This window comes from Micromonospora sp. SL4-19 (assembly GCF_047921475.1).
Classification (GTDB): Bacteria; Actinomycetota; Actinomycetes; order Mycobacteriales; family Micromonosporaceae; genus Micromonospora.
Window position 1 is genome coordinate 49,107 of the sequence record NZ_JBLROB010000017.1, and the last position, 22,634, is coordinate 71,740.

General features: G+C 71.2%; 18 protein-coding genes. 6 read left to right on the top strand and 12 right to left on the bottom strand.

The window, feature by feature from the left end:
* Positions 1 to 354: 354 nt before the first annotated feature.
* The 3 genes from ACNAVT_RS20315 to ACNAVT_RS20325 form a co-directional block, all read right to left on the bottom strand.
* A complete protein-coding gene (locus ACNAVT_RS20315) occupies positions 355 to 1,761 on the bottom strand; it encodes a DHA2 family efflux MFS transporter permease subunit (protein WP_416298474.1) in 1,407 nt (468 codons plus the stop codon).
* A 131-nt stretch (positions 1,762 to 1,892) separates the two neighbouring features.
* Positions 1,893 to 2,453: a TetR/AcrR family transcriptional regulator gene (locus ACNAVT_RS20320; protein WP_416298475.1), complete on the bottom strand. Its 561-nt coding sequence runs from the start codon at positions 2,451 to 2,453 to the stop codon at positions 1,893 to 1,895.
* A 169-nt stretch (positions 2,454 to 2,622) separates the two neighbouring features.
* Positions 2,623 to 4,473 (bottom strand): CocE/NonD family hydrolase, encoded by a 1,851-nt coding sequence (locus ACNAVT_RS20325; protein WP_416298477.1) that lies wholly within the window; start codon positions 4,471 to 4,473, stop codon positions 2,623 to 2,625.
* A gap of 281 nt (positions 4,474 to 4,754) precedes the next feature.
* Between ACNAVT_RS20325 and ACNAVT_RS20330 the strand changes: the two genes are divergently transcribed.
* Together ACNAVT_RS20330 and ACNAVT_RS20335 are read left to right on the top strand one after the other, a co-directional pair.
* Positions 4,755 to 5,162, top strand: coding sequence for a YciI family protein (locus ACNAVT_RS20330; RefSeq protein ID WP_416298478.1), 408 nt, complete (start codon positions 4,755 to 4,757; stop codon positions 5,160 to 5,162).
* Entirely contained in the window at positions 5,159 to 6,304 is a 1,146-nt protein-coding gene (locus tag ACNAVT_RS20335; RefSeq protein ID WP_416298479.1) for an RNA polymerase sigma factor, read from the top strand. The genes ACNAVT_RS20330 and ACNAVT_RS20335 overlap by 4 nt, the downstream gene beginning before the upstream one ends.
* Positions 6,305 to 6,329: 25 nt before the next feature.
* Here ACNAVT_RS20335 and ACNAVT_RS20340 read toward each other — a convergent pair whose 3' ends face one another.
* From ACNAVT_RS20340 to ACNAVT_RS20370, 7 genes are all read right to left on the bottom strand, one after another.
* Positions 6,330 to 7,772 carry an FAD-binding oxidoreductase gene (locus ACNAVT_RS20340; RefSeq protein ID WP_416298481.1) on the bottom strand — a complete coding sequence of 481 codons (1,443 nt, stop codon included), beginning with the start codon at positions 7,770 to 7,772 and terminating at the stop codon, positions 6,330 to 6,332.
* Between the two features lie 50 nt (positions 7,773 to 7,822).
* The gene (locus ACNAVT_RS20345; protein ID WP_416298482.1) at positions 7,823 to 8,749 is read right to left on the bottom strand and encodes an AEC family transporter; all 927 of its coding nucleotides are present in this window, start codon (positions 8,747 to 8,749) and stop codon (positions 7,823 to 7,825) included.
* Between the two features lie 51 nt (positions 8,750 to 8,800).
* A complete protein-coding gene (locus ACNAVT_RS20350; protein WP_416298484.1) occupies positions 8,801 to 10,315 on the bottom strand; it encodes an aldehyde dehydrogenase (NADP(+)) in 1,515 nt (504 codons plus the stop codon).
* A gap of 32 nt (positions 10,316 to 10,347) precedes the next feature.
* A complete protein-coding gene (locus ACNAVT_RS20355; RefSeq protein ID WP_416298485.1) occupies positions 10,348 to 11,493 on the bottom strand; it encodes an L-talarate/galactarate dehydratase in 1,146 nt (381 codons plus the stop codon).
* Positions 11,494 to 11,519: 26 nt separating this feature from the next.
* The gene (locus tag ACNAVT_RS20360; protein WP_416298487.1) at positions 11,520 to 12,851 is read right to left on the bottom strand and encodes an enolase C-terminal domain-like protein; all 1,332 of its coding nucleotides are present in this window, start codon (positions 12,849 to 12,851) and stop codon (positions 11,520 to 11,522) included.
* A gap of 26 nt (positions 12,852 to 12,877) precedes the next feature.
* A complete protein-coding gene (gene kdgD / locus ACNAVT_RS20365) occupies positions 12,878 to 13,792 on the bottom strand; it encodes a 5-dehydro-4-deoxyglucarate dehydratase (RefSeq protein ID WP_416298488.1) in 915 nt (304 codons plus the stop codon).
* 136 nt (positions 13,793 to 13,928) lie between these two features.
* Positions 13,929 to 14,822 (bottom strand): LysR substrate-binding domain-containing protein, encoded by an 894-nt coding sequence (locus ACNAVT_RS20370; protein ID WP_416298489.1) that lies wholly within the window; start codon positions 14,820 to 14,822, stop codon positions 13,929 to 13,931.
* A gap of 162 nt (positions 14,823 to 14,984) precedes the next feature.
* Between ACNAVT_RS20370 and ACNAVT_RS20375 the strand changes: the two genes are divergently transcribed.
* From ACNAVT_RS20375 to ACNAVT_RS20390, 4 genes are read left to right on the top strand one after another with little or no spacing between them, the layout of a single operon-like run.
* Positions 14,985 to 15,995, top strand: a complete 1,011-nt coding sequence (locus ACNAVT_RS20375; RefSeq protein WP_416298491.1) for a Bug family tripartite tricarboxylate transporter substrate binding protein — start codon at positions 14,985 to 14,987, stop codon at positions 15,993 to 15,995.
* On the top strand, positions 15,992 to 16,582 hold the full coding sequence (locus ACNAVT_RS20380) for a tripartite tricarboxylate transporter TctB family protein (RefSeq protein ID WP_416298492.1): 591 nt from the start codon (positions 15,992 to 15,994) through the stop codon (positions 16,580 to 16,582). The genes ACNAVT_RS20375 and ACNAVT_RS20380 overlap by 4 nt, the downstream gene beginning before the upstream one ends.
* An 8-nt stretch (positions 16,583 to 16,590) precedes the next feature.
* Entirely contained in the window at positions 16,591 to 18,123 is a 1,533-nt protein-coding gene (locus ACNAVT_RS20385) for a tripartite tricarboxylate transporter permease (RefSeq protein WP_416298493.1), read from the top strand.
* Complete coding sequence (locus ACNAVT_RS20390; RefSeq protein WP_416298495.1) at positions 18,120 to 18,509, top strand: universal stress protein; 390 nt, start codon at positions 18,120 to 18,122, stop codon at positions 18,507 to 18,509. Before ACNAVT_RS20385 ends, ACNAVT_RS20390 begins: the two co-directional genes overlap by 4 nt.
* A 150-nt stretch (positions 18,510 to 18,659) precedes the next feature.
* Here ACNAVT_RS20390 and ACNAVT_RS20395 read toward each other — a convergent pair whose 3' ends face one another.
* A complete protein-coding gene (locus ACNAVT_RS20395) occupies positions 18,660 to 19,388 on the bottom strand; it encodes an SDR family oxidoreductase (protein ID WP_416298497.1) in 729 nt (242 codons plus the stop codon).
* A 151-nt stretch (positions 19,389 to 19,539) separates the two neighbouring features.
* On the bottom strand, positions 19,540 to 22,614 hold the full coding sequence (locus tag ACNAVT_RS20400) for a PIG-L family deacetylase (RefSeq protein WP_416298499.1): 3,075 nt from the start codon (positions 22,612 to 22,614) through the stop codon (positions 19,540 to 19,542).
* Positions 22,615 to 22,634: the final 20 nt, after the last annotated feature.

The following is a 22,634-nucleotide window of genomic DNA, read 5'->3' on the forward strand; positions in this document are numbered from 1 at the left end:
GCCGAAGCAATCACGAGACACGATCTTGCCATCCGACGGCAGGCGGAGCAGCCCGGGACCTCACAGCGCCGTGGTTCGTAACTCGCCGACCCGAATCCGACGACGATCTTGCAGCGCCAGGCCCGAGGTTCAACGTGAGCCACCGCAGATCAGGGGCGGTTCAGGTGGCTCAGGAGGAATGAGAAGGGACACCACCGTGTGCGACGACAGAGCTACCGTCATACGACAACGTCAGCCTCCAAGACCACAACCGGGTCTTGAAGACCGACGTCACGCAGCCCCCGAACAGCGTCGGAGAATCGGGGGTCCGTCTCGCCACGAATGCCCGGTGGGCGGTGGCGCGGCGGGGGCGGCTCAGAGGGCGGCCGTCTCCAGGGCCGGGGCCTGCCGGGCCTCGGCCGGGTTCTCTGCGGCGCGCCGCGGGGCCGGGATCAGCAGGGCCGCGACTCCGGCCAGAGCCACCACCGCGGCCCCCACCACCAGCGCCGGCCGCAGCCCGTCCACGAAGCGCTGCGCGGTCTCGTAGCTGCCCTGTGCTGCGAAGATCGACGACATGACCGCGATGCCGAGCGCTCCGCCGACCTCGCGCAGGGCGTTGTTCGCGCCGGACGCGATGCCCTGCTCCTGGGATCGGACGCTGGACATGACCAGATTGGAGGCCGGGGCGAAGTAGAGGGACATCCCGATGCCGCTGGTGATCAGTGCGGGCAGCTGGGCCCCGTACGAGGCGTCGGTGGCGACCACGAAGGCGTAGTAGGCGAGCCCGGCGGCCTGCAGGAAGAGCCCGGCGGCGACGACCGGACGTCCGCCGATGCGGTCGGAGAGGTATCCGGCGACCGGCGCGATCAGCATGGGCATGCCCGTCCAGGGCAGCATCCGCAGGCCCGCCTGGGTCGGCGAGTAGCCCAGCACGCCCTGCAGATACTGGCTGAGCAGGAAGATCGAGCCGAACATCCCCAGGAACATCAGCAGGCTCGCGACGTTGATCCCGGAGAAGGCGCGCGAGCGGAAGAGCCGCATGGGGAGCATGGGGTTCTTGTGGCGGATGCCGTGGTGGACGAAGCCGGCAAGCAGTGCGGCACCCGCGAACAGGCCGGTCAGCACGAGGGGGCTGGTCCAGCCGTCGGCCGGGCCGCGTACCAGCCCGTACACGATCCCGAAGAGACCGCCGCTGACGAGCAGGGTGCCGGAGATGTCGAGCGGGCCGCCGCTGCCGTACGACTCGGCGAGGCGGAGGCGGGCGAGAGGCATCACGGCGAGGCCCACGGGGACGTTCAGCCAGAAGATCCAGTGCCAGGACACGTGTTCGGTGAGGCTGCCGCCGATGAGGGGCCCGGAGGCGACCGCGAGTCCGTTGACGGCGCCCCAGATCCCGTACGCCATCCCGCGCTTCTCGACCGGGATGGCGGCGGTCAGCAGGGTCAGGGTGAGCGGCATCATGATGGCCGCGCCGACCCCCTGCGCTGCGCGGGCCGCGATCAGGGAGTTGATACCGGGCGCCATGGCCGCGGCGGCGGAGGCGGCGGTGAAGACGCCGAGCCCGGCGAGGAAGAGCCGCCGACGGCCGAACCGGTCGCCGAGGGCCGCGCCGAACATGAGCAGGACCGCGAAGGTGAGCGTGTACGCGCTCACGGTCCACTCCAGGTCGTCCAGTGCGCCTCCGAGGTCCTCGCGGATGGAGGGCAGGGCGGTGGTGACGACGAGGTTGTCGAGGGCCGCCATGAATCCGGCGACACCGGTGATCACGAGGGCCCAGGTCACTCCCCCGCGTCGTGCTGTCTGCTGCTGTGACATCGCTCCCCCAGCGTGGATTTGCTCGATTGTTAGTTATTGATGACTAACAATCCCCAGGCACGAAAAGGCCGGCGACGGAGCCCTTCGCCTCTGCTTCGCTATTTCTCCAGCCGGCCCTTGAGCCGGGCCGACGGGTACATCCCCTGCCAGACCGGGTGCTCCGGCGGAAACCCCATGGCCGCAAGGGTGTTGACCAGCATCCCGTACGCCATGAACGTTGTGGTGTCGTTCACGTCGGCACCCAGCGGCAGATGCACGGTCTCCCAGAGCTTCATCCATCCGGCGCGGACCGCCTCGCCGAACTCGTGGTCGCCCTCCGCCTCGACGGCCGCCACGGTGATGTACGTCTGCATCTGCATCTGGAGATTCTCGGGGTGCTCCGCGATCAGCCGCGTGTACGCGTTCGCCATGGCGTGCAGGGCTTCCTCGCCGTCCAGCCCCTCTGCGGCCTCCTCGAAGACCCGGCGCGCGTCCTCGATGCACCGGTGTGCGGCGGCGGCGAAGATCGCCTTCTTGCCCGCGAAGAGCCGGAAGAGATACGGCTGCGAGACCCCCACACGCTTGGCGATCGCCTCGGTGGAGGTGCCGTAGTAGCCCTTCTGCGCGAACTCGGCTATCGCCGCGCGGATGACGCTCTCGCGCCTCTCTTCTGCGCTCATCCTGACCATGCGAGTAGGTTAGTGCGCAATCACTAACTAAGTCAAGCGGCCTGAGGGCCTGCTACGGACAAGAATGACTCGGGCGAGGGCCGGGAACTGACCGGCGGTCCCTCACCCCTTGGTGAGGGACCGCCGGTTGGTTCAGGCAGTCAACAACGGGACTTCCTGGTCAGAAGCCCAGGCGGTCCGTGCCCCCCACGACGGGCAGCGTCAGGACACTGCCATTCAGGTACACGGTGACCTGGCTGCCCACCGCGGCCGCGTCGCGCGCCGGGCGGTTGGACGTCGGGTTCGCGTTGTAGTTGCCGGTGATGACGATGCCGATCCGGTGGCCGGCCGGGATGACGTGCTCGGACGGGAGGGTCTTCCACCGCACGTTGTACTCCTCGCCCGGCGTCAGCGGGTGGCTCCGCCGCAGGTCGGGCGAGTTCTTCACGTCGATGTGGCCCCAGGCCAGGACCCGCTCCGGCGTGATCGCGACGCTCGCCTCCATCGGCTCGGCGCACCCGGTCCGATCGGCCAGGTCCTCGGGCTCGCAGGGCTCCTGCACCACCTCCAGCGGGTCCTTGCCCGCCACGGTGACGGTGGGCCCCGCGCCGTAGTCGACGAGGAGGGCCGACAGCAGCGCCGTCTCGGCCGTCGTCGACATCCGGACCGACAGTTCCGGCGTGCCGGAGAGGCGTACGTCCGCAGCGAGCGGCGGGGTCACGTACGCGAGCCGGCCGGGCTTGGTCTGCTCGGCGTTGCCGATCTTGACTGCCTGCGACTCGATCTGGTCGACGAAGCTCTGCTTGGGATTGCCCTTCGGCGTGTTGAGCGACAGGGTGCCCGCCGCGTCGGCCGTCGTGGGACCGAAGCGCAGGTCCACCTTCCTGGCGTCGGCGTCCGGCCAGGTCGAGTGGGTTTCCCAGGTGCCGTCGGGGCGCTGGATGTCCGCCATCGGCTCGTCCATGATCCCGTTGGGGATGTCGTACAGCCAGCGGTCCATCCACCTGTGCATGACCGCCTGCCACTCGGCGAGTCGGAAGCTGGTCGGGTTCACGTGCGCGCCGCGGTGGAGCCAGATCTTGCGCGGCATCTGGCGCTTCTCGACCTCACGCCACAGATTGTCGAAGTGCATGGTCTTGACGTTGTAGTCGGTGAGACCGTGCACCATGAACACGGACGTTCCGACCGTCTTGATCTTGTTGGCGTCCGGGACGTAGTTCCGCTCCTGCCAGAACGGGGTGAAGTCGGCGGCGCTGGCCGCCTCGGCGTCGCCGAGCCCGGTGATGACCGACTCGCAGGCCGGTGCCGACGCCGAACCCGGTAGCGTCCGGCCGACGGAGACGTAGTCGGCGAGGTACTCGGTGTATCGGAAGTTGACGTTCTCGCTCCAGGTCGACCAGGGTATCCCTTGGTCGTTCACGTACCCGTACCAGCTGGAGATCGCGGAGATGGGCACCACGGTCCGCAGGCCGGGTACGCCCTGGGTGGCGACCGCGTTGGGCAGGGTGCCGACGTAGGACACGCCCTGCATCCCCACGTTCCCGGTGCTCCAGTCGGCGACGGCCGCGCTGCCGTCGGGGTGGAAGGCTGGCGCGCGGCCGTTGAGCCAGTCGACAACCGCCTTGATGCTGATCGTGTCCTCGGGTCCGCCGGTGGTCGGGCAGCCGAAGGACCGCGAGGTGCCCTGCATCTCCACCTGGACGACGGCGTAGCCCCGGGGGACGAAGTAGTCGTCCCACCAGCCGGGGAATCCGCGGGTCTTGTCCGGCGGCGGGTCGCCGGGGTCCCGGCCGTAGTACGGGCTGGCCTCCATGATGGTGGGCACCCGCAGGCCCGCCTTGGTCTCCGCCGGCCTGATCACGTCGACCTCGATCAGATCGCGGCGGCCGTCGGCGTCGCTGTCCATCGGCGCCTCGACGTAGACGACCTCCTGGATCGCCTCGCCGTACGAGAAGACCGGTTGGGTCACACCGTTTTCGATCACGATCCGGGGTGTGTCGGTCGTAGCGCTCGCCGAAGCGGGCGCGCTCATGATCACCACCCCGACGACAGTTCCGACGGCTAGCAATTGCCGCACCACTCCCATGTCCCCACCTCCGTCAGCTCCAGAGACACACGGTTGATCCAGAGTGATCGATATTGATCGAGCGGGTCAATGACCATCCGTAGCGAAGGGGCTCTTCTCAGTTACGACAGATGTCGTGAGACCGGGTCTGAGAAATCAGTTCGCTCCGGGTGTCGAGAAAGTGGCGCCGGCTCCGTCCCAGGGACGAGAGTGGCCACGACGGGCCGCGACGAAGAAGGAGAACCACCATGAAGTACCTGCTGCTGAAGCACTACCGAGGTGGCCCTGCCCCCGCCGTCGACTGGGCGCCGATGGACCAGTGGACGCCGGAGGAGGTCGACGCGCACATGCAGTACATGCGCGACTTCGCCACCCGCCTGGAGGAGACCGGTGAGTTCGTCGACGGGCAGGCACTGGCGCCCGAGGGCGCGTTCGTGCGGTATGACGGCGAGGGGCGCCCACCGGTGACCGATGGTCCGTTCGCCGAGACCAAAGACCTCATCGCCGGCTGGATGATCATCGATGTGGAGTCCTGGGATCGCGCGGTCCAGCTGGCTGGGGAGCTGTCCGCCGCTCCCGGGGCCGGCGGCGAGCCGATCCACGAGTGGCTCGAGGTTCGACCGTTTCTCACCGCGTCGCCCACGGTGACCGAGTGAACGAGTCGCTGCTGCGGGAGCTCGTGCCCGCGGTGATCGGTGTCCTCGTCCGGCGCGGAGCCGACTTCACGTCGGCCGAGGATGCCGTGCAGGAGGCCCTGATCCGGGCGCTGGAGACCTGGCCGGGCGATCCCCCGCGCGATCCGAAGGCGTGGCTCGTCGCGGTCGCGTGGCGCAGGTTCCTCGACGCCGCCCGTGCCGAGGCGTCGCGGCGGGGGCGGGAACTCGCCGTGGAGGCCGAGCCGCCCGCCGGTCCGGCGGCCGCCACGGACGACACACTGCGGCTCTACTTCCTGTGCGCGCACCCCACCCTGCCGCGGGGCTCGGCCGTCGCCCTGACGCTGCGCGCGGTCGGTGGCCTGACCACGCGGCAGATCGCGGCGGCATACCTCGTCCCCGAGGCGACCATGGCGCAGCGGATCAGCCGGGCCAAGCGGAGGATCGCCGGGCTGACGCTCGACCAGCCCGGCGATCTCGGAACGGTGCTACGGGTGCTCTACCTCGTCTTCAACGAGGGGTACGGCGGAAACGTCGACCTGGCGGCCGAGGCGATCCGCCTCACCCGCCAGCTCGTCGCCTTGACCGACGAGCCCGAGGTCGCGGGGCTGCTCGCGCTCATGCTGCTGCATCATGCGCGCCGCGCGTCTCGCACCGGCCCGGGAGGTCGCCTGGTGCCGCTTGCTGAGCAGGATCGATCGCGCTGGGACACCGGCCTGATCACCGAGGGGGTGACGATTCTGCAGGCCGCGTTGGCCCGTGACCGGCTGGGCGAATACCAGGCACAGGCCGCGATCGCCGCCCTGCACGCGGACGCCCGGAGCACCTCCGAGACGGACTGGGTGCAGATCGTGGAGTGGTACGACGAACTGCTGCTCCTCACCGACAGCCCGGTGGTGCGGCTCAACCGCGTAGTGGCGGTCGGGGAAGCCGACGGACCGCGGGCCGGCCTGGCGGCGCTGGCTGGCGTGAACCCCGACCTGCCCCGTTACACCGCGGTGACGGCATACCTGCACGAACGCGCCGGTGACCTCGAGCACGCCGCCGAGCTGTATGCCGAGGCGTCCCGCGCCGCTCCCAGCGTGCCGGAGCGCGACCACCTGACTCGAGAGGCCGCACGGGTACGGCAACTGCTGCGTCCGTGAGTGCGGCATCCGCCTGCACCGGTGTTCACAGGGGACGACGGTCTCGTGGAGAGGGCTCGGCGAGCACCTTTCCGGGGTTCATCAGGCCGGCCGGGTCGAACAGGTGTTTGAGGGCGCGCATCAGGTCCAGCTCGTGCCGGTCCTTGTAGTCGGTGATGATGTCGCGCTTGGACTGTCCGAGTCCGTGTTCGGCGCTGATGCTGCCCTCGCAGGCGTGCGTCGCGTCGTAGATGATCCGGGCGAGTTCACCGGCTCGTGCGCGGAATTCCTCGTCGGCGGCGCCTGCCGGCTTGCTGAGGTTGTGGTGCAGGTTGCCGTCGCCGATGTGGCCGTAGGTCACGATCCGGATCCCTGGCAGGGCGGCCTCGAGCGCCCGGTCGGTGCGGGCAATGAAGGCGGGGATGCGGCTGACCGGCACGGTGATGTCGTGTTTGAGGCTGGGGCCCTCGTGGTTCTGCGCCTCGGAGATGCCTTCGCGCAGTGCCCACAGGGCGGCGGCCTGCGCCGGGCTGGAGGCGACGACGGCGTCGGCCAGCAGGCCCCGCTCGTAGGCCTCCCCCAGCGCCGCCTCGATCACCGCGTCGAGGTCCGCGCCGGGCAGGGTGTCGCTCACCTCGGTGAGCACGTACCAGGGATGGTGGTCGGGGAACGGGTCCCGGGCACCGGAACAGTGGCGCAGCACGAACTCCACGCTCTGGCGGGACATGAGCTCGAAGCCGGTCAGCCGGTCGCCGGCCAGTTCGCGGAAGACGCCGATGAGGTCGATCGCCGCCTGCGGGTTCGGGAGGGCGACCCACGCGGTCGCCCGACTGCGGAGGGCCGGGAAGAGCTTCAGCACGGCGGCGGTGATGACGCCGAGGGTGCCTTCCGCGCCGATGAACAGGTGTTTGAGGTCGTAGCCGGTGTTGTCCTTGCGCAGGCCGCGCAGCCCGTTCCAGATCCGCCCGTCGGGGAGCACGACCTCCAGCCCGAGGGTCAGGTCGCGCATCGTGCCGTAGCGCAGGACGCCGGTGCCGCCGGCGTTGGTGGCGAGGTTGCCGCCGATCGTGCAGCTGCCCTGGGCGCCGAGGGACAGCGGGAAGAGCCGGCCGGCGGCCGCCGCGGCTTCCTGCACGGACTGCAGGACGGCGCCGGCCTCGACGGTGATGGTCTGGTTGGCGGCGTCCAGGTCGCGGATGCGGCGCATCCGGTTCAGTGACAGCACCACCTGCCGGCCGGAGGCGTCGGGGACCGCCCCGCCGCACAGTCCGGTGTTGCCGCCCTGGGGGACGATCGCGACGCCCGCCGCGTGGCATCGCGCCACGGCGGCGGCGACCTCGTCGGTGGTGCCGGGCCGCACGACCGCGGCGGCGGCTCCGGCGTACGCGTTGCGCCAGTCGGTGAGGTAGCCGGCCATCTGGTCGGGATCGGTGATCAGGCCGGCGGGCCCGACGATGTCACCCAGCTGGCTGACCAGCTCCGCGGTCATTGGTGCACCTCTCCCCTGCGCACGTTCACACTCCTTCTGCTGGGTGGTGGTCAACTGAGCAGCACGGCGATGGCGGCCAGCACGGGAATGGACACGATGGTGCTGAGCAGCACGACGTCGCGGGCCAGCAGGGTGCCCCGGTCGTAGGTCGAGGCGTACACGAACACGTTCTGGGCGGTGGGCAGGGCCGAGGTGAGGGTCACCGCCAGCAGCGCCACCCCGGAGAGGTGGGCGGCCCAGCGGCCGAGAGCGTAGGCGAGCGCCGGCTGGGCGATGGTCTTGAGGGCCACCGCCAGCCACACCTGGGGGGCGCGATCACCGGAGGCGGGGCGGGGTGCGCCGTGCAGGCTCATGCCGTACGCGAGCAGCGCGGCGGGGACGGCGACGGCGGCGACGAGCTGGATCGGTTGTCGCACCGGCGCGGGCAGTTCCACGCCGGTGGCGGCGACCAGCACGCCGAGGGCGCAGCCCACCACGACGGGGGTCCGCAGGGGCTGGGTCAGCACCCGCCAGCGGGGCGGGGCGCCTTCGGCGGCGTGGGAGGCGGCCAGCACGGCGAGCCCCACCGGCGCCATGACCAGGACCTGGAACAGCAGGACCGGGGCCACGAACGAGGCGTCGCCGAGGACGTACGCGGCGATGGGAATGCCCAGGTTGCCGGCATTGACGTACGAGGTGGCGAGGGCGCCGGTGGCCAGCTGGGCCGGCGGGTGCCGCCAGCGCCATCGGGCGAGCGCCGCGTACAGCAGGGCGCTGATTACGGCGCTGCCGGCGGTGGCCACGAGAGCAGCCGACAGGAGCACCGCCGGGTCGGCGTCGGCGAGGGTGAGCAGCAGCAGCGCCGGCGTCGCCACGAAGTACGACAGCCGGGACAGTACGCCGGCGGCGTCGGCGCCGAGCAGGCCGGTGCGGCCGACGGCCCAGCCGACGGCGATGACGGCGACCAGGGCGACGAAGCCGCCGACGACGCTGTTCACTCGCGGCGGGTCAGGTGGTGGTGGTGTGGTGGGCCGGTGCGGCGGGGGTGCTCATCGGGGCAGCTCCAGGGTGCCGTCGATGCGTCGCGGGATGCCGCGGTAGTCGTCGGTGAGTTCGGGTGGGAGCAGGTCGGTGGGGGCGGACTGCCAGGTGACCGGGCGCAGGAAGCGGCGGATGGCGGTGGTGCCGACGGAGGTGTGCTGCGAGTTGGTCGACGGCCACGGTCCGCCGTGGTGTTGGGCCCAGGACACGGCCACGCCGGTGGGGTAGGCGTCGTAGATGAGTCGGCCGGCGCGGGGGCGCAGCTGGTCGGTGATCGTCTGCGGCAGGGAGGTCTCGCGGTGGCCGCGCAGCACGGTGGCGGTCAGCGAGGAGGGCAGCGCGTGCAGCGCGGTGAACAGGTCGGCGGTGTCGGTGTAGCGGGCCACGACCGCGACCGGCCCGAAGCATTCCTCGGTGACCTGCGGGGGCAGGTCTGCCGCCGTGGTGGCCAGCAGCAGCGGCGCGGCGCGGAAGCCGTCGGCTTCCGGCTGCGGGCCGTGGGCGAGCACCTGCACGCCGGGGGCGTGGGCGAGGTCGGTGGTGATGCGGCCGTACGCGGCGGCGATGCCCTGGTTGAGCAGCACGGGGGCGGCGCTGTCGCGGACCGCCTCGGTCATGGCGTCGACGAGCGCGTCGCCGTCGGGGCCGGCCGGCACGAACACCAGGCCGGGCTTGGTGCAGAACTGGCCGCCGCCGAGGGTGAAGGATCCGACGAGTTCGGCGCCGATGGCCGGTCCGCGCTCGGCGGCGGCCTGGGGTGTCACGACGACCGGGTTGAGGCTGCTGAGTTCGCCGAAGAAGGGCACCGGGTCGGGGCGTTGTTCGATGATCTGCTGCAGGGCGCGTCCGCCGGTGAGTGAGCCGGTGAAGCCGACGGCCCGGATCGCCGGGTGGGCGACGAGGTCGGCGCCGGCCTGGACGCCGTGGACGAGGCCGAGGGTGCCGGCCGGGGCGCCGGCCTTGTCCGCGGCCGTGGCGAGGATGTCGAAGACCAGTCGCGACGTCGCGGGGTGGGATCCGTGGGCCTTGACGATGACCGGGCAGCCGGCGGCGAGCGCGGAGGCGGTGTCGCCGCCGGGCACGGAGAAGGCCAGCGGGAAGTTGCTGGCGCCGAACACGGCGACCGGGCCGATCGGGAGCAGCATCCGGCGCAGGTCGGGGCGGGGACCCATCGGGGTGTCGCCGGCGTGGTCGATGGTCGCCTCGAGGTAGCTGCCCTCGTCCAGGACTTCGGCGAACAGGCGCAGCTGGTAGCAGGTGCGGGTGAGTTCGCCGCCCAGCCGGGCCGGCCCGAGGGCGGTTTCGCGGTCGGCGAGGGCGACGATGTCGTCCCGCCGGGCCTCCAGCGCGTCGGCGAGGGTGCGCAGCAGGGTGGCCCGCCCGGCGCGGCCGAGGGCCTCCAGGCCGGGCGCCGCGGCGAGGGCGGCCGCGCAGAGGTGGTGCACCTGCTCGGTGGTCGTCTCCGGGGCGACCGCTTCGACCGTGTGGCCGGTGCGGGGGTCGATGCTGACGACTGCGGCCATGAGGGGTTCCTCCGGTGTCGGGGTGGGGTGGTTCAGCGGGGCGCGTCGACGTGGACGCGGTCGACGGTCCAGGCGCGGGCCTGCTCGCTGAGGGTGACGCCGAGGCCGGGGCGGTCGGAGAGGTACATGCGTCCGCCGCGGGTTTCCAGGCGCTCGTTGAACAGCGGGTACAGCCAGTCGAAGTGCTCCACCCACGGCTCGTGCGGGTAGGCGGCCGCGAGGTGGACGTGGATCTCCATCGCGAAGTGCGGCGCCAGTTGCAGGTTGTTGTGGTCGGCGAGGGCGGCGAGCTTGAGGAACTGGGTGATGCCGCCGATGCGGGGGGCGTCGGGCTGGAGGATGTCGACCGCGCCGGCGCGGATGAGTTCGTTGTGCTCGGCGACGCTGGTGAGCATTTCGCCGGTGGCGATCGCGGTGTCCAGGGACCGGGCGAGCGCGGCGTGGCCTTCGGCGTCGTAGGCGTCCAGCGGTTCCTCGATCCACACCAGGGCGAACTCCTCCAACGCCCGGCCGACCCGCATGGCGGTGGGCCGGTCCCACTGCTGGTTGGCGTCGACCATGAACGGGACGGTGTCGCCGAGGTGTTCGCGTACGGCGCGGACGCGGCGCAGGTCCTCGGCGGCGTCGGGCTGACCGACCTTGATCTTGATGCCGCCGACGCCGGACTCGAGGGTGCGGGTGGCGTTGTCCAGGACCTGCTCGATGGGCTCGTGCAGGAAGCCGCCGGAGGTGTTGTAGCAGCGGACGGAGTCGCGGTGGGCGCCGAGCAGCTTGGCCAGCGGCAGCCCGGCGCGTTTGGCCTTGAGGTCCCACAACGCGACGTCGATCGCGGCGAGGGCCTGGGTGGCGGCGCCGCTGCGGCCGACGGAGGCGCCGGCCCAGACGAGCTTGGTCCAGAGCCGGCCGATGTCGCTGGGGTCCTCGCCGATCAGGTCGGGGGCGACCTCGCGGGCGTGGGCGAACTGCGCCGGCCCGCCGGCGCGCTTGGAGTAGCTGAAGCCGACGCCTTCCAGCCCGGCCTCGGTGCGGATCTCGGCGAAGAGGAACGCGACCTCGGTCATCGGGCGTTGCCGGCCGGTGAGGACCTTCGCGTCGCTGATCCCGGTGGGCAGGGGAAGCGTCACCGACGACAGGGTCACCGACTCGATGCGGTCGAGGATCGCGGGGGCGGTGGTCATGTCTCTCCTTCGGGTGGGGCGGCGGGTCAGCGGACCAGGCAGGGACGCTTCGGGTCGAACGTCCAGCCGGGGACGAGGTACTGCATCGCCACGGCGTCGTCGCGGGCGCCGAGGCCGTGTTCGAGGTAGCGCTCGTGCGCCGCCGCCAGGGCGTCGCGGTCGAGTTCGACGCCCAGGCCGGGGGCGGTGGGCACCGCGATCTGCCCGTCGCGGATCTGCAGCGGGGTGCGGGTGAGCGCCTGCCCGTCCTGCCAGATCCAGTGCGTGTCCAGGGCGGTGATCTGTCCGGGTGCGGCCGCGCCGACGTGGGTGAACATCGCCAGGGAGATGTCGAAGTGGTTGTTGGAGTGCGATCCCCAGGTGAGGCCGAAGTCGTCGCAGAGCTGGGCGACGCGCACCGAGCCGCGCATGGTCCAGAAGTGCGGGTCGGCGAGGGGGATGTCGACCGCGTGGGAGCCGACCGCGTGGGCCAGTTGCCGCCAGTCGGTGGCGATCATGTTGGTCGCCGTGGGCAGGCCGGTGGCGCGGCGGAACTCGGCCATCACCTCGCGGCCGGAGAAGCCGCCCTCGGCGCCGACCGGGTCCTCGGCGTAGGCGAGCACCCCGTGCAGGTCGCGGCAGAGTTCGACGGCCTCGGCCAGCAGCCAGCCGCCGTTGGGGTCGAGGGTGATCCGGGCGTCGGGGAACCGTTCGGCGAGGGCGCGCACCGCGGCGACCTCCTGCTCCCCCGCCAGTACGCCGCCCTTGAGTTTGAAGTCGGAGAACCCGTAGCGGGCCTGCGCCGCCTCGGCCAGGGCCACGATCGCGTCGGGGGTCAGCGCCGGTTCGCGGCGCAGCCGCTCCCACTCGTCGGCCGGGTCGGTTTCGGCGAGGTACGGCAGGTCGGTGGCGCGGCGGTCGCCGAGGTAGAAGAGGTAGCCGAGCATCGGGACGGTGTCGCGTTGCTGGCCGTCGCCGAGGAGCTCCGCCACCGGTACGCCGAGGTGTTGGCCGAGCAGGTCGAGCAGCGCCGACTCCAGGGCGGTCACCGCGTGGACGGTGGTGCGCAGGTCGAACGTCTGCAGTCCCCGGCCGCCGGCGTCGCGGTGGGCGTAGGTGTCGGCCACGGTGCGCAGCAGCCGGCCGAACCGGGCGACGGGCTGCCCGACGAGCAGCGCGGCGGCGTCGGAGATGGTGCGGCGGATCGCCTCGCCGCCGGGCACCTCCCCCACACCGACCCGGCCGTCACTGTCGGTGACGATGACGATGTTGCGGGTGAAGAAGGGGCCGTGCGCGCCGCTGAGGTTGAGCAGCATGCTGTCGTGTCCTGCGACGGGTACCGCCTCGACACGGGCCACGGTGGGGCTGCGGCCGGTCATCGCCGTCCTCTCGGGGGTCGGGGGGTTCAGGAGATCTTCTCTACCAGGGTGGCCAGTTCGGCCAGCTCGGAGGCGGTGAGGTCCGACAGCGGGGGCCGGACCCGGCCGCCGTCGCGTCCGACCGCGGTCAGGCCGGCCTTGACGATCGAGACCGCGTAGCCCTTGGCCCGGTCCCGGATGTTCGTGTAGGGGATCACGAAGTCGTTGAGCATCTGGTAGACGGCGGGCCGGTCCTGGGCGCGCACGGCCTGGTAGAAGCGCAGCGCGAACTCGGGCAGGAAGTTGTACAGCGCCGAGGAGTAGGTGCTCACCCCCAGCTGCAGCAGCGGCAGCGCGAACGTCTCGGCGGTGGGCAGCCCGCCGATGTACATGAGCCGGTCGCCGACGCGGGCGTAGGTGCGGGTCATCTGCTCGATGTCGCCGACGCCGTCCTTGAGGCCGATCAGGTTGGGGTTGCGGTCGGCGAGTTCGGCCACGGCGACGTCGGTGAGCACGGCGTTGGCCCGGCTGTAGACGATGACGCCGAGGTCGACGGCGCGGCAGACGGCGCTGACGTGCTCGATGAGCCCCCGCTGCCCGGCCTCGGTGAGGTACGGCGGGAACAGCAGGACACCGGAGGCGCCGGCGGCCTGCGCGGCCTGCGCCTGGGCGATGGAGACGGCGGTGCCGCCGGTGGCCGGCGCGAGGACCGGCACCTTGCCGCCCACCTCGTCGACGGCGGCGCGGACCACGCGGTCCATCTCGGCCGACGTCAGGGAGAAGCCCTCGCCGGTGCCGCCGGCGGCGAAGAGCCCGGCGACGTCGAAGCTGGCCTGCCAGCTCAGGTGCTCCCGGTAGCGGGTCTCGTCGAACTGCAGTTCGGCGTCGAAGTGGGTGACGGGGAAGGAGAGCAGGCCAGACTTCAGCCGGTCAGCGAGAACGTCCGGGGGCAGCAGCGTCACGGAGATCGTGTCCTTGGGTCCGAGGGCCCGCGCGTGGCTCGTCCAGCGGCGCGGGCGGGTGGTCGGCTGCCACCGTAGGAAGCACCAACGATGCATGTCAAAGAGCACTTCCGCATCAAACGATGCTCACCGGGTATCAGTCGTCGGCGGCGGGCTGCTCCAGCGCCGCGAGCGCCCGCCACAGTGCCGGGTTCTTCGAGTTCCTCGCCCAGAGCAGATGCAGCTCCACCGGCTGGGGCACGGGCGTCTCCAGGCGGACGAACCCCACGCCCTCGATCGGCAGCCGGGCGGCCGACTCGGGCACGAACGCCACGCCCCGCCCGGCCGCCACCAGCCAGAGCATGGTCAGCACCTGGCTGACCGTGTGCACGGCGTGCTCGGCGGCGATCGGGACCACGCCGGCGACCAGGTCGTAGAAGTACTTGGCCTTGACCGGCGAGTGCATGATGACCGGCTCGGCCGCCAGGTCCGCGGCCACCGCGGGCCGGCCCAGCGCCAGCAGCCGGTGGCCCGGCGGGGTGGCGACCAGCAGTGCCTCCCGGTGCAGCAGCCGGGAGCCGAACGTCTGTTCGTCGAAGGGCGGGCGGGCCAGGCCCAGGTCGACCTCCTCGTTGAGCAGGCCGGCGACCTGCTCGCGGGTCACCATCTCGGCCAGTTCGACGTCGACCTCGGGCAGCGCCCGGGCCAGATCGTTCAGCAACGTGCCGAGCACCCCGTACGCGGAGGCGGCGGTGAAGCCGATGCGCATCACCCCGGCGGCCCCGGACGACACCCGGCGGGCGAGTTCCGGCGCGGAGTCGGCGTGCGTGAGCAGCCGGCGGGCCTCGCCGAGGAACACCTCACCGGCGGCGGTGAGGGTGACCCGCCGGTTGTCCCGCTCGAGCAGTTGCGCGCCGATCGCGCGTTCCAGCTTCTGGATCTGCCGACTCAAGGGCGGCTGGGTCATCTGCAGCCGCGCCGCGGCGCGGCCGAAGTGCAACTCGTCGGCGACCGCCACGAAGCCACGAAGCTGCTCCAGGGTGAACGTCATGCCTGGAAGGTATCAATCAATGCTGGATTGGATTTGGACAGGCATGAGGAGAGCTTCCTACGCTGCGTCGTCAGGGTCCGTGACCCCACTCACAGCACAACCGGCCGGAATCTGCTTCCCCGTCCTCGGCCGAAACTATTGCCTTTCCCTGAGGAGAACGACATGACCTTCCACCACCGCATGCGCCGGTGGGCGACGGCCGGCGCCGGCATCGCCCTGGCGCTTTCGCTCGCCGCCTGCGGCGGCAACGTCGGCGGCAAGTCCGACGCCGGCGACAAGTTCCCCGGCAAGGCTCCGATCACGATCCTCGTCGGCCAGGACCCGGGCGGCAGCACCGACCTCATCGCGCGGGCGCTCGCCGACAAGGTCTCCGGCGACCTCGGTGTCCCGGTGACCGTCGAGAACAAGCCCGGCGCCAACGGCGGCCTGGCCGCCAAGGAGCTGGCCGGCAAGAAGGCCGACGGGCACACCCTGATGGTCTACAACGGCAGCCTCGCCTACATCACGCCGCTGGCCGTCGCCGCCGGCCAGGCACCCGACATGGCCGACTACGACATCGTCACCGGCATCAGCCAGGACGACTACGTGCTGGTCACGGCCGCCAAGTCCGGCTTCAAGACCGTCGACGACCTGGCCAAGGCCGGGCGCCCGATCACCTTCGGGACCACCGGCGTCGGCACCGGCAGCCAGCTGTCGCAGGAGCTGCTGTTCCGGCAGGCGAACATCCCGGCCAAGGCCGTTCCCTTCAAGGGCGGGTCGCCCACCCTCACCGCCGTGCTCGGCGGCCAGGTGGACGTCGGCTCGGTCCAGCTGGGCGAGGCCATCGAGCAGGTCAAGGCCGGCAAGCTCACCCCGATCGTGACCTTCGCCGAGAAGCGGCCGACGTACCTGCCCGACACCCCCACGGCGGTGGAGGCGGGCCACGACGTGCCCGTGCAGCAGTCGCGGGCGATCTTCGCCCCGAAGGGCACGCCGAAGGAGGTCATCGACGCCCTGCGCGCCTCGTTCCAGAAGGCGTTCCAGGCCGATGCCTACAAGAAGTTCAACGAGAGCAACCTGCTCACCCCCAACGAGGTGGACGGCGAGGAGCTGCGCAAGCAGTGGACCGCGAACCTGGACAAGTACCGCGCCGTCGTGCAGAAGTACAACATTCAGCTCGGTGACTCGAAGTGAGCTCGGTCCACCACGACACACCGGGTAGCCCCGGCGGCGACACCGCCGCCGGGGCCACCCCCCCGGGCATTGATCCCGCCGACGAGGAGCTCAGCCTCGAGGAGGCCATCCACCGCGTCGAGGAAGCCGAGCACGAGGGGCGCCCGCCCACGGCAGGGACGCTGAGCAACACCCTGACCGCCGCGGCGGTCGTGGCGCTCGGCATCGCCGCGCTCGTCGGCTCCAGCCGACTCGGCCTCGGGACCGCCCGCAGCCCCGAGGCCGGCACCTGGCCGCTGCTGATCAGCGGCGCGCTCATCCTGCTGGGCCTGGGCCTGCTCGCCACGGCCCGACGGACCACCGACGCAGAACGGTTCTCCCGCGCCAGCCTGCTGGTCCTCGGCGGCCTGGCCACCATGGTCGTGTTCGTCGCGGTCATCAGCGTGATCGGCTTCGAGATCCCGGCCGTCCTACTCGCCTTCGTCTGGCTGCGGGTCCTGGGCCGGGAAGGCTGGCGCACCTCGATCCTCACGAGCCTGGGCGTGGTGGTCGCCTTCTATCTCCTGTTCGTGGCGGCCCTCTCGGTCCCCATCCCGCACCTGTTCTAGGAGGGTCCGTGGATTTCGCCCCGGTGCTCCACGGCTTCGGCGTCGTACTGGAGCCCACCAACCTGCTCTACTGCCTGATCGGCGTCGTCATCGGCATGCTGATCGGCGTCCTGCCCGGCCTCGGCCCCGCGGCGACCATCGCGATCCTGCTGCCGGTCACCTTCGGCATCGAGCCGGTGACCGCGGTGATCATGCTCGCCGGCATTTTCTATGGCGCCCAGTACGGCGGCACCATCACCTCGGTGCTCCTGCGGCTGCCCGGCGAGGCCTCGTCGGTGGTGACCGTCTTCGACGGCCACGCGATGGCCCGTCAGGGCCGGGCCGGCACCGCACTCGGCATCGCCGCCATCGGCTCCTTCATCGGCGGCACCGTCTCGATCATCGCCCTGACGCTCGTCGCCCCCCTGGTGGCGGGCTTCGCCCTGGACTTCGGCCCGCCCGAGTACACCGCCCTGGCCCTGCTCGGCATTCTGCTGGTCGCCACGATCAGCAGCGGCGCACGCCTCAAGGCGGTCATCGCCGCATGCGTCGGCCTGCTGCTCGCCACCGTCGGCCAGGACGGCTTCACGGGTGCCGAGCGGTTCACCTTCGACAACCTGTCGCTGGCCGACGGCCTGGACTTCGTCCCGATCGCCATGGGACTCTTCGGCCTCGGCGAGATCCTCTACAACCTCGAGGAACGCCACCGGGCCGCGCAGGCCCCGGTCGCCGTGGCGAACGTGTGGCCGTCGCGGGCCGACCTGCGCCAGTCCTCCGGTGCCATCGGCCGCGGCTCCCTGGTGGGCTTCCTTCTGGGCATCCTGCCCGGCGGCGGCGCCACCCTCTCCTCGCTGGCCGCGTACGCGCTGGAGAAGCGCCGCGCCAAGCACCCCGAGCGGTTCGGCAAGGGCGCCGTCGAAGGCGTGGCCGCGCCGGAGACGGCGAACAACGCCGCCGCCACCTCGTCGTTCATCCCGCTGCTGACCCTCGGCATCCCGGCCAACGCGACAATGGCGGTGATCTTCGGCGCGCTGCTGATCCAGGGCGTGACGCCCGGCCCGCAGCTGGTCGAGCAGGACCCCGACCTGTTCTGGGGCGTGGTCAACTCGATGTACGTCGGCAACATCCTGCTGCTGATCATGAGCATCCCGCTGGTCGGCCTGTTCGTGAAGATCCTCAAGGTGCGGGCCGCGATCCTCGCCACCGTCACAGTGCTGATCACGCTGGTCGGCGTCTACACGGTGCGAAACAGCGTCTTCGACATCGGTCTGGTGATCGTCTTCGGCGCCCTCGGCTACCTGATGAAGAAGCTGGGCTTCGACCCCGGCCCGCTGGTGCTGGCCTTCGTGCTCGGGTCGCTGCTGGAGGACTCGCTGCGCCGCTCGCTGCTGATCTTCAACGGCGACGCGACCGGCTTCCTCACCCGGCCGATCTCCGGGACCCTGTTCGGGGTGTTCCTGCTCGTGGCCCTGCTTCCGCCGATCCGGGCCGCCTTCGCCCGCCGGCGGGCCGCGTCCGAGCCCGTCACCGCACCTCGCGACAACACCAAGGAGCTCGTGTGACCGTTCTTGTTGCCTACATTCCCACGGCAGAGGGAGACGCGGCCTTCACGGCGGCCGTCGAGGAGGCCGGCCGCCGCAAGGAACGGCTGGTGGTCCTCAACACGCCACGCGCGGGCGCACCAGTCAGCACGGCCGTCGCCAGCGAGGCACAGGTCGAGACCCTGGTGCAGCAGGCGGCGGCGGCCGGTGTGGAGATCGAGGTCCGGCAGGACGCGCACGCCGGCGAGATCGCCGAGGAGGTGGTCCGGGTCGCCGACGAGGTGGACGCCTCGGTGATCGTGATCGGCGTACGCCGGCGCTCGCCGGTCGGCAAGCTGTTCCTCGGCAGTGCCGCACAGAGCATCCTGCTCGAGGCCGACCGTCCCGTGCTCGCGGTCAAGCCCTGACCCGGGCTGCTGCGCAGCGGTCGGACCCGGCAATGCGCCGACGGGGCTGTCGATCGACAGTCCCGTCGGCGCATTCGTGCCCTCGGGGGTGAGGCCGGCCCGCTCGGCCATCCGGCAGGAGGCCGGGTTCGCCGTCGAGTGATGCCCGAGTCAGAGGCCGCCGGCGGTGCGCAGGACGGCGCCGGTGGTGTAGGAGGCGTCGGGGCCGAGGAGGAAGGCGATGGCGCCGGCGACCTCGTCGGGCTCGCCGGCGCGGCCGAGCGGGACGCGTCCGGCCGCGGTGTCGGGACGGTCGGGCATGCCGGACAGGGCGTGGATGTCGGTGCGGATGATGCCGGGGGCGACGGCGTTGACCCGGATGCCGCGCGGGGCGAGTTCCTTGGCCAGGCCGACGGTGAGGGTGTCGGTGGCGGCCTTGACGGCGGCGTAGTGGATGTATTCGCCGGGGCTGCCGAGGGTGGCGGCGGCCGAGGAGACGTTGACGATGGCGCCGCCGCGGGTCATCCGGCGGGCCGCCTGCTGGGCGCAGAGGACGTACCCGATGAGGTTGACGTCGACGACCTGGCGCAGGTCGTCGAACCGCAGGTCGGTGAAGGGGCCGATCGGGCTGGTGATGCCGGCGTTGTTGACCAGGCCGGCGAGTGGGCCGAGGTCGGCGGCGGCGTCGAAGAGGCGCTCGACCTGGTCAGGGTCGCAGGTGTCGGCGGGGACGACGATGCCGTTACGGCCGGCGGCGTGCACGTCGGCGAGGACCGCTTTGGCGGCGTCGTGGTCACGGCGGTAGCCGATGACGATGTCGTGGCCGGTGGCGGCGAGGCGGCGGGCGGTGGCGGCGCCGATGCCGCGGCTACCCCCGGTGATGATCGTTACGTGGGTCATGGGTCGTGCGTCCTCTCCCCCGGTCCGCGTCAGGCTACCGGGTGACGCTGCGGCTGACCCGGCCGAGCTCCGCAACCGTGGGCGGCGGGACGGTCCTGTGTGCACAGGGCCGCCCCGCCGCCTTCCGGTCAGCCTGTCCCGACCGCCCGGGTCATCGGGCCAGCGGGACGTCGAAGGCTTGGACCTCGTCGTGCGGCGTCTCGAAGGAGACGAGCGCCCGCTCGGGCGAGGGCGCCCCGGGGGTCAGCGGGATGCTGACCCGGTGGAGCCCGGCGTTGACGTCGACGGTGACCTGCCTGACCACATGGCCGCTCATGTCCGGTGACCATGGCGGGATGCCTCCGTCGGCCACGGCGCAGGGGGTCAGGCCGTAGTCCGGCGGCGGGTCGGCCGCAAGGGAGCAGCTGGTCTGGTAGACCGGGATCGCGCCGGCGTCCCCGGTCCAGAGGAAGACCCGTGCCGTCCCGGGCCCGCTCGCGTTGATGTCGAACGTCGCTGAGGTCGATGTCAGTGCGGGACTGCTGATCCTGATCCGGTTCTGGGCGGGGGCCGGCACCCGCCCGGAGATCGGAACCCCGTTGCGGGCCGACTGCCAGATGGTCTGCGGTGAGCTGGCGCCGTTGAGGTTGGGGTTGGACACGTTCGGCGGGGGCGCCGTCACCGGTCGTCCGGCCGGTGGGGTGTAGCCCGGCAGGGTCGCCTGTCCCCAGCGGTACGGGTCGGACTGGACGCTGCCGAACGCCGACCAGCCGAGCCGGGTGCTCATGTCGATGTGGCGAAGGGTGGTCGTGCCGGCCGCGGCGGTGTTGTCGTTGTCGTACGGGGTGATGTTGAGCCCGAGGTGGGCCGGGTCGACGGCGGCGGGAAGGTCCGCCAGGGGAATCTTCACCTCCAGGTCGTACCCGCCACCGTGGTAGGCGTGGTCGACGGTGGTGCTGTTCGAGCCGACCCAGCGGGCGGTGGAGGCCACCTGGACGCCGGGTGCGTTGGGGGCGTCGCTGACCGTGCCGGCCAGCGGGCCGGTGGAGTAGCCCTGGTGGTTGTCGGCATCGCGCGACCAGCAGGGGCCGTTGGCGCCGTTGCCGTTGCTGTTCTGCGGGTCGTTGGTGAACGGGAACACGCCCAGCTTGAACGTGTTGGCGGTGTCCTTCAGGTTCTGGGAGGCGGTGCCGCGGGGGTCGAGAAGGATCTCGACGGAGTCCGCCTGCCAGTGGCCGACGCACTCGGCGGGTGTCACGGCGTACGACTGGTAGTCGTCGCGGACGTGGATGAAGAAGTACAACGCGTCATCCGAGCGGCTCACCTTGGCGTAGCTGCTGTCGGGATCCGAGGTGCCTGAGACACCGCAGTCGGCGGTGCCGGTGCAACCCGAGGCGCCCTGCCAGATCCGGCCGATGTCCAGCCGTGGCCCGGGGTACTCCTCGCCGGTGGCGACGCCGTCCACGACGGGTGCTGCCGTGACCGCCGGGATGGTGGTTGCCGGCACGATGCTCAGGGCCAGCGTTTCGCTTCCGGTGCCGGCCGGTGAGTCGTACGTGGTCGTGATGGGGACGGACGCCTGCTGGTTGGCCGGCAGCGAGGTGTCGGTGTTGGTGAGCGTGAACGTCACGGTCGTCTCGGCGCCCGGGGCGAGGGGACCGTAGTCCTTCGACGTCGCGTCGGCGGTCAGGTTGGCGGGCAGCGCCAGGGAGACACGTCCGCTCTGCGGCGTGGTCGACCAGTTGTGTACGACCACCGGCACCTGCTCGGTTCCGCCGACTCCGATCCGTTGGACGGCGCCGGACCGGCCGAGCCGTGCGGCCTGGGGGGCGGTTCCGCCCAGCCACCGGTCGTACTCGGCCCAGTTGCCCCACCGCTCGAAACGCCCCTCCACCGGGGTGACGATGCGCACGACATTGTCGGTGTATCCCGTCCGGGTGCCGCTGGAGAACAGCGCCGAGATCTTGTGGTTCTGGTTGACCGCGGCACCGGCGGCGGGTGTGACGGTGAAGGTCACTGTGGTCTCGGTCTTGTCCGAGATGGTCCCGACGGTCTTGGGACCGTCCACCGTCCAGCCGTCCGGCACGGTCAGGGCTACCTGCCCGCCGGGCATCTTGCCCTCGGGTGACCTCAGGTGAAGGGTCGCCTGGAACGGCGTCGAGGCCACGTTGTAGAAGCGCGAGAAGGTCAGGTATTCCAGTGTGCCCAGCGGCAGACCGCCGGGGTCTGGCCGGGTCGCGCCGAGGAGAAGGGCATCGTCCCTGCCGGCCAGCGGGTTGGGCGACCCGTCAGCACGAAGGTTCGGTTGGAAGGGCACGAACGACTCGGTCATGCCGAAGCGGGGGCACGCGGGGTTGGAACTGCCCTGGTACATCACCCGGCTCTGGGTCGGGTAGGCGGCTCGTCCTTCGTCGGCGACCTGTTGCCAGATCTTCGGGGTGCCGGCGGGCTTGCCCTGGAGGTTGCCGGCGGGCCACAGGTACGGCGAGTCGTAGCCGGTCCACACGCCGGCGACGGTGTCGAGGTTGGTGCCGGGGGTCGGGACGAAGCCGGTGGTGCAGTTGGCGGCGGTGGTCGTGCCGCCGGCGCCTGCCGTGCTGCCGCCGGAGAAGACCTTCTTGACCTTCCAGGTGCTCACCGCGTTCGGGCCGGTGAGCTGTTCGGGGAACATGTGCGGGTCGGCCGCGGCGAGGACGCCTTCCCAGATGAAGCGCCCCGCCTGTTGGTGGTTGCCGTGTCCGGCGCCGAGGGTGGGGGTGAAGCCGACGTACACGTCGGGCTGGGTCGTCCGGATGATCCGGGTGATCCGGCGCAGCGTCTCCTCGTGGCCCCAGAAGTCCTGGGTCAACGGGGCGCTCTGGTTGTAGAAGAAGTCCACCCGGTCGAGGTTGAAGATGTCGACCGTGCCGGAGCGGTAGTGCGCCACCCGGTCCTCGTTCTCGCGTCGCAGCCCGAGGTCGGGGCCGAGCTCCTGGCCGACGGCGTTTCCGCCGCCCTCGCCGCGCGTGACCATGATGATCCCGCACTTGATGCCGTAGCGCTGGTGCCAGACGCCGCACGGCCCGATGATGCTCGTGTCGTCGTCGGGGTGGGCCCACTCGCCCATGACGTTGATCTTGACTGAGGTGTCGGCGTGGTATGTCTGCGGGGGCTCGGCGGCCCACGCGGACTGACCTGCCGCGACCACGCAGAGCGCGTTGACAACAGCGGCCGCCACCAGCGCAGAGATTCTGCGCGACATCTTCATGAGCTGCCTCCTTGTGACTG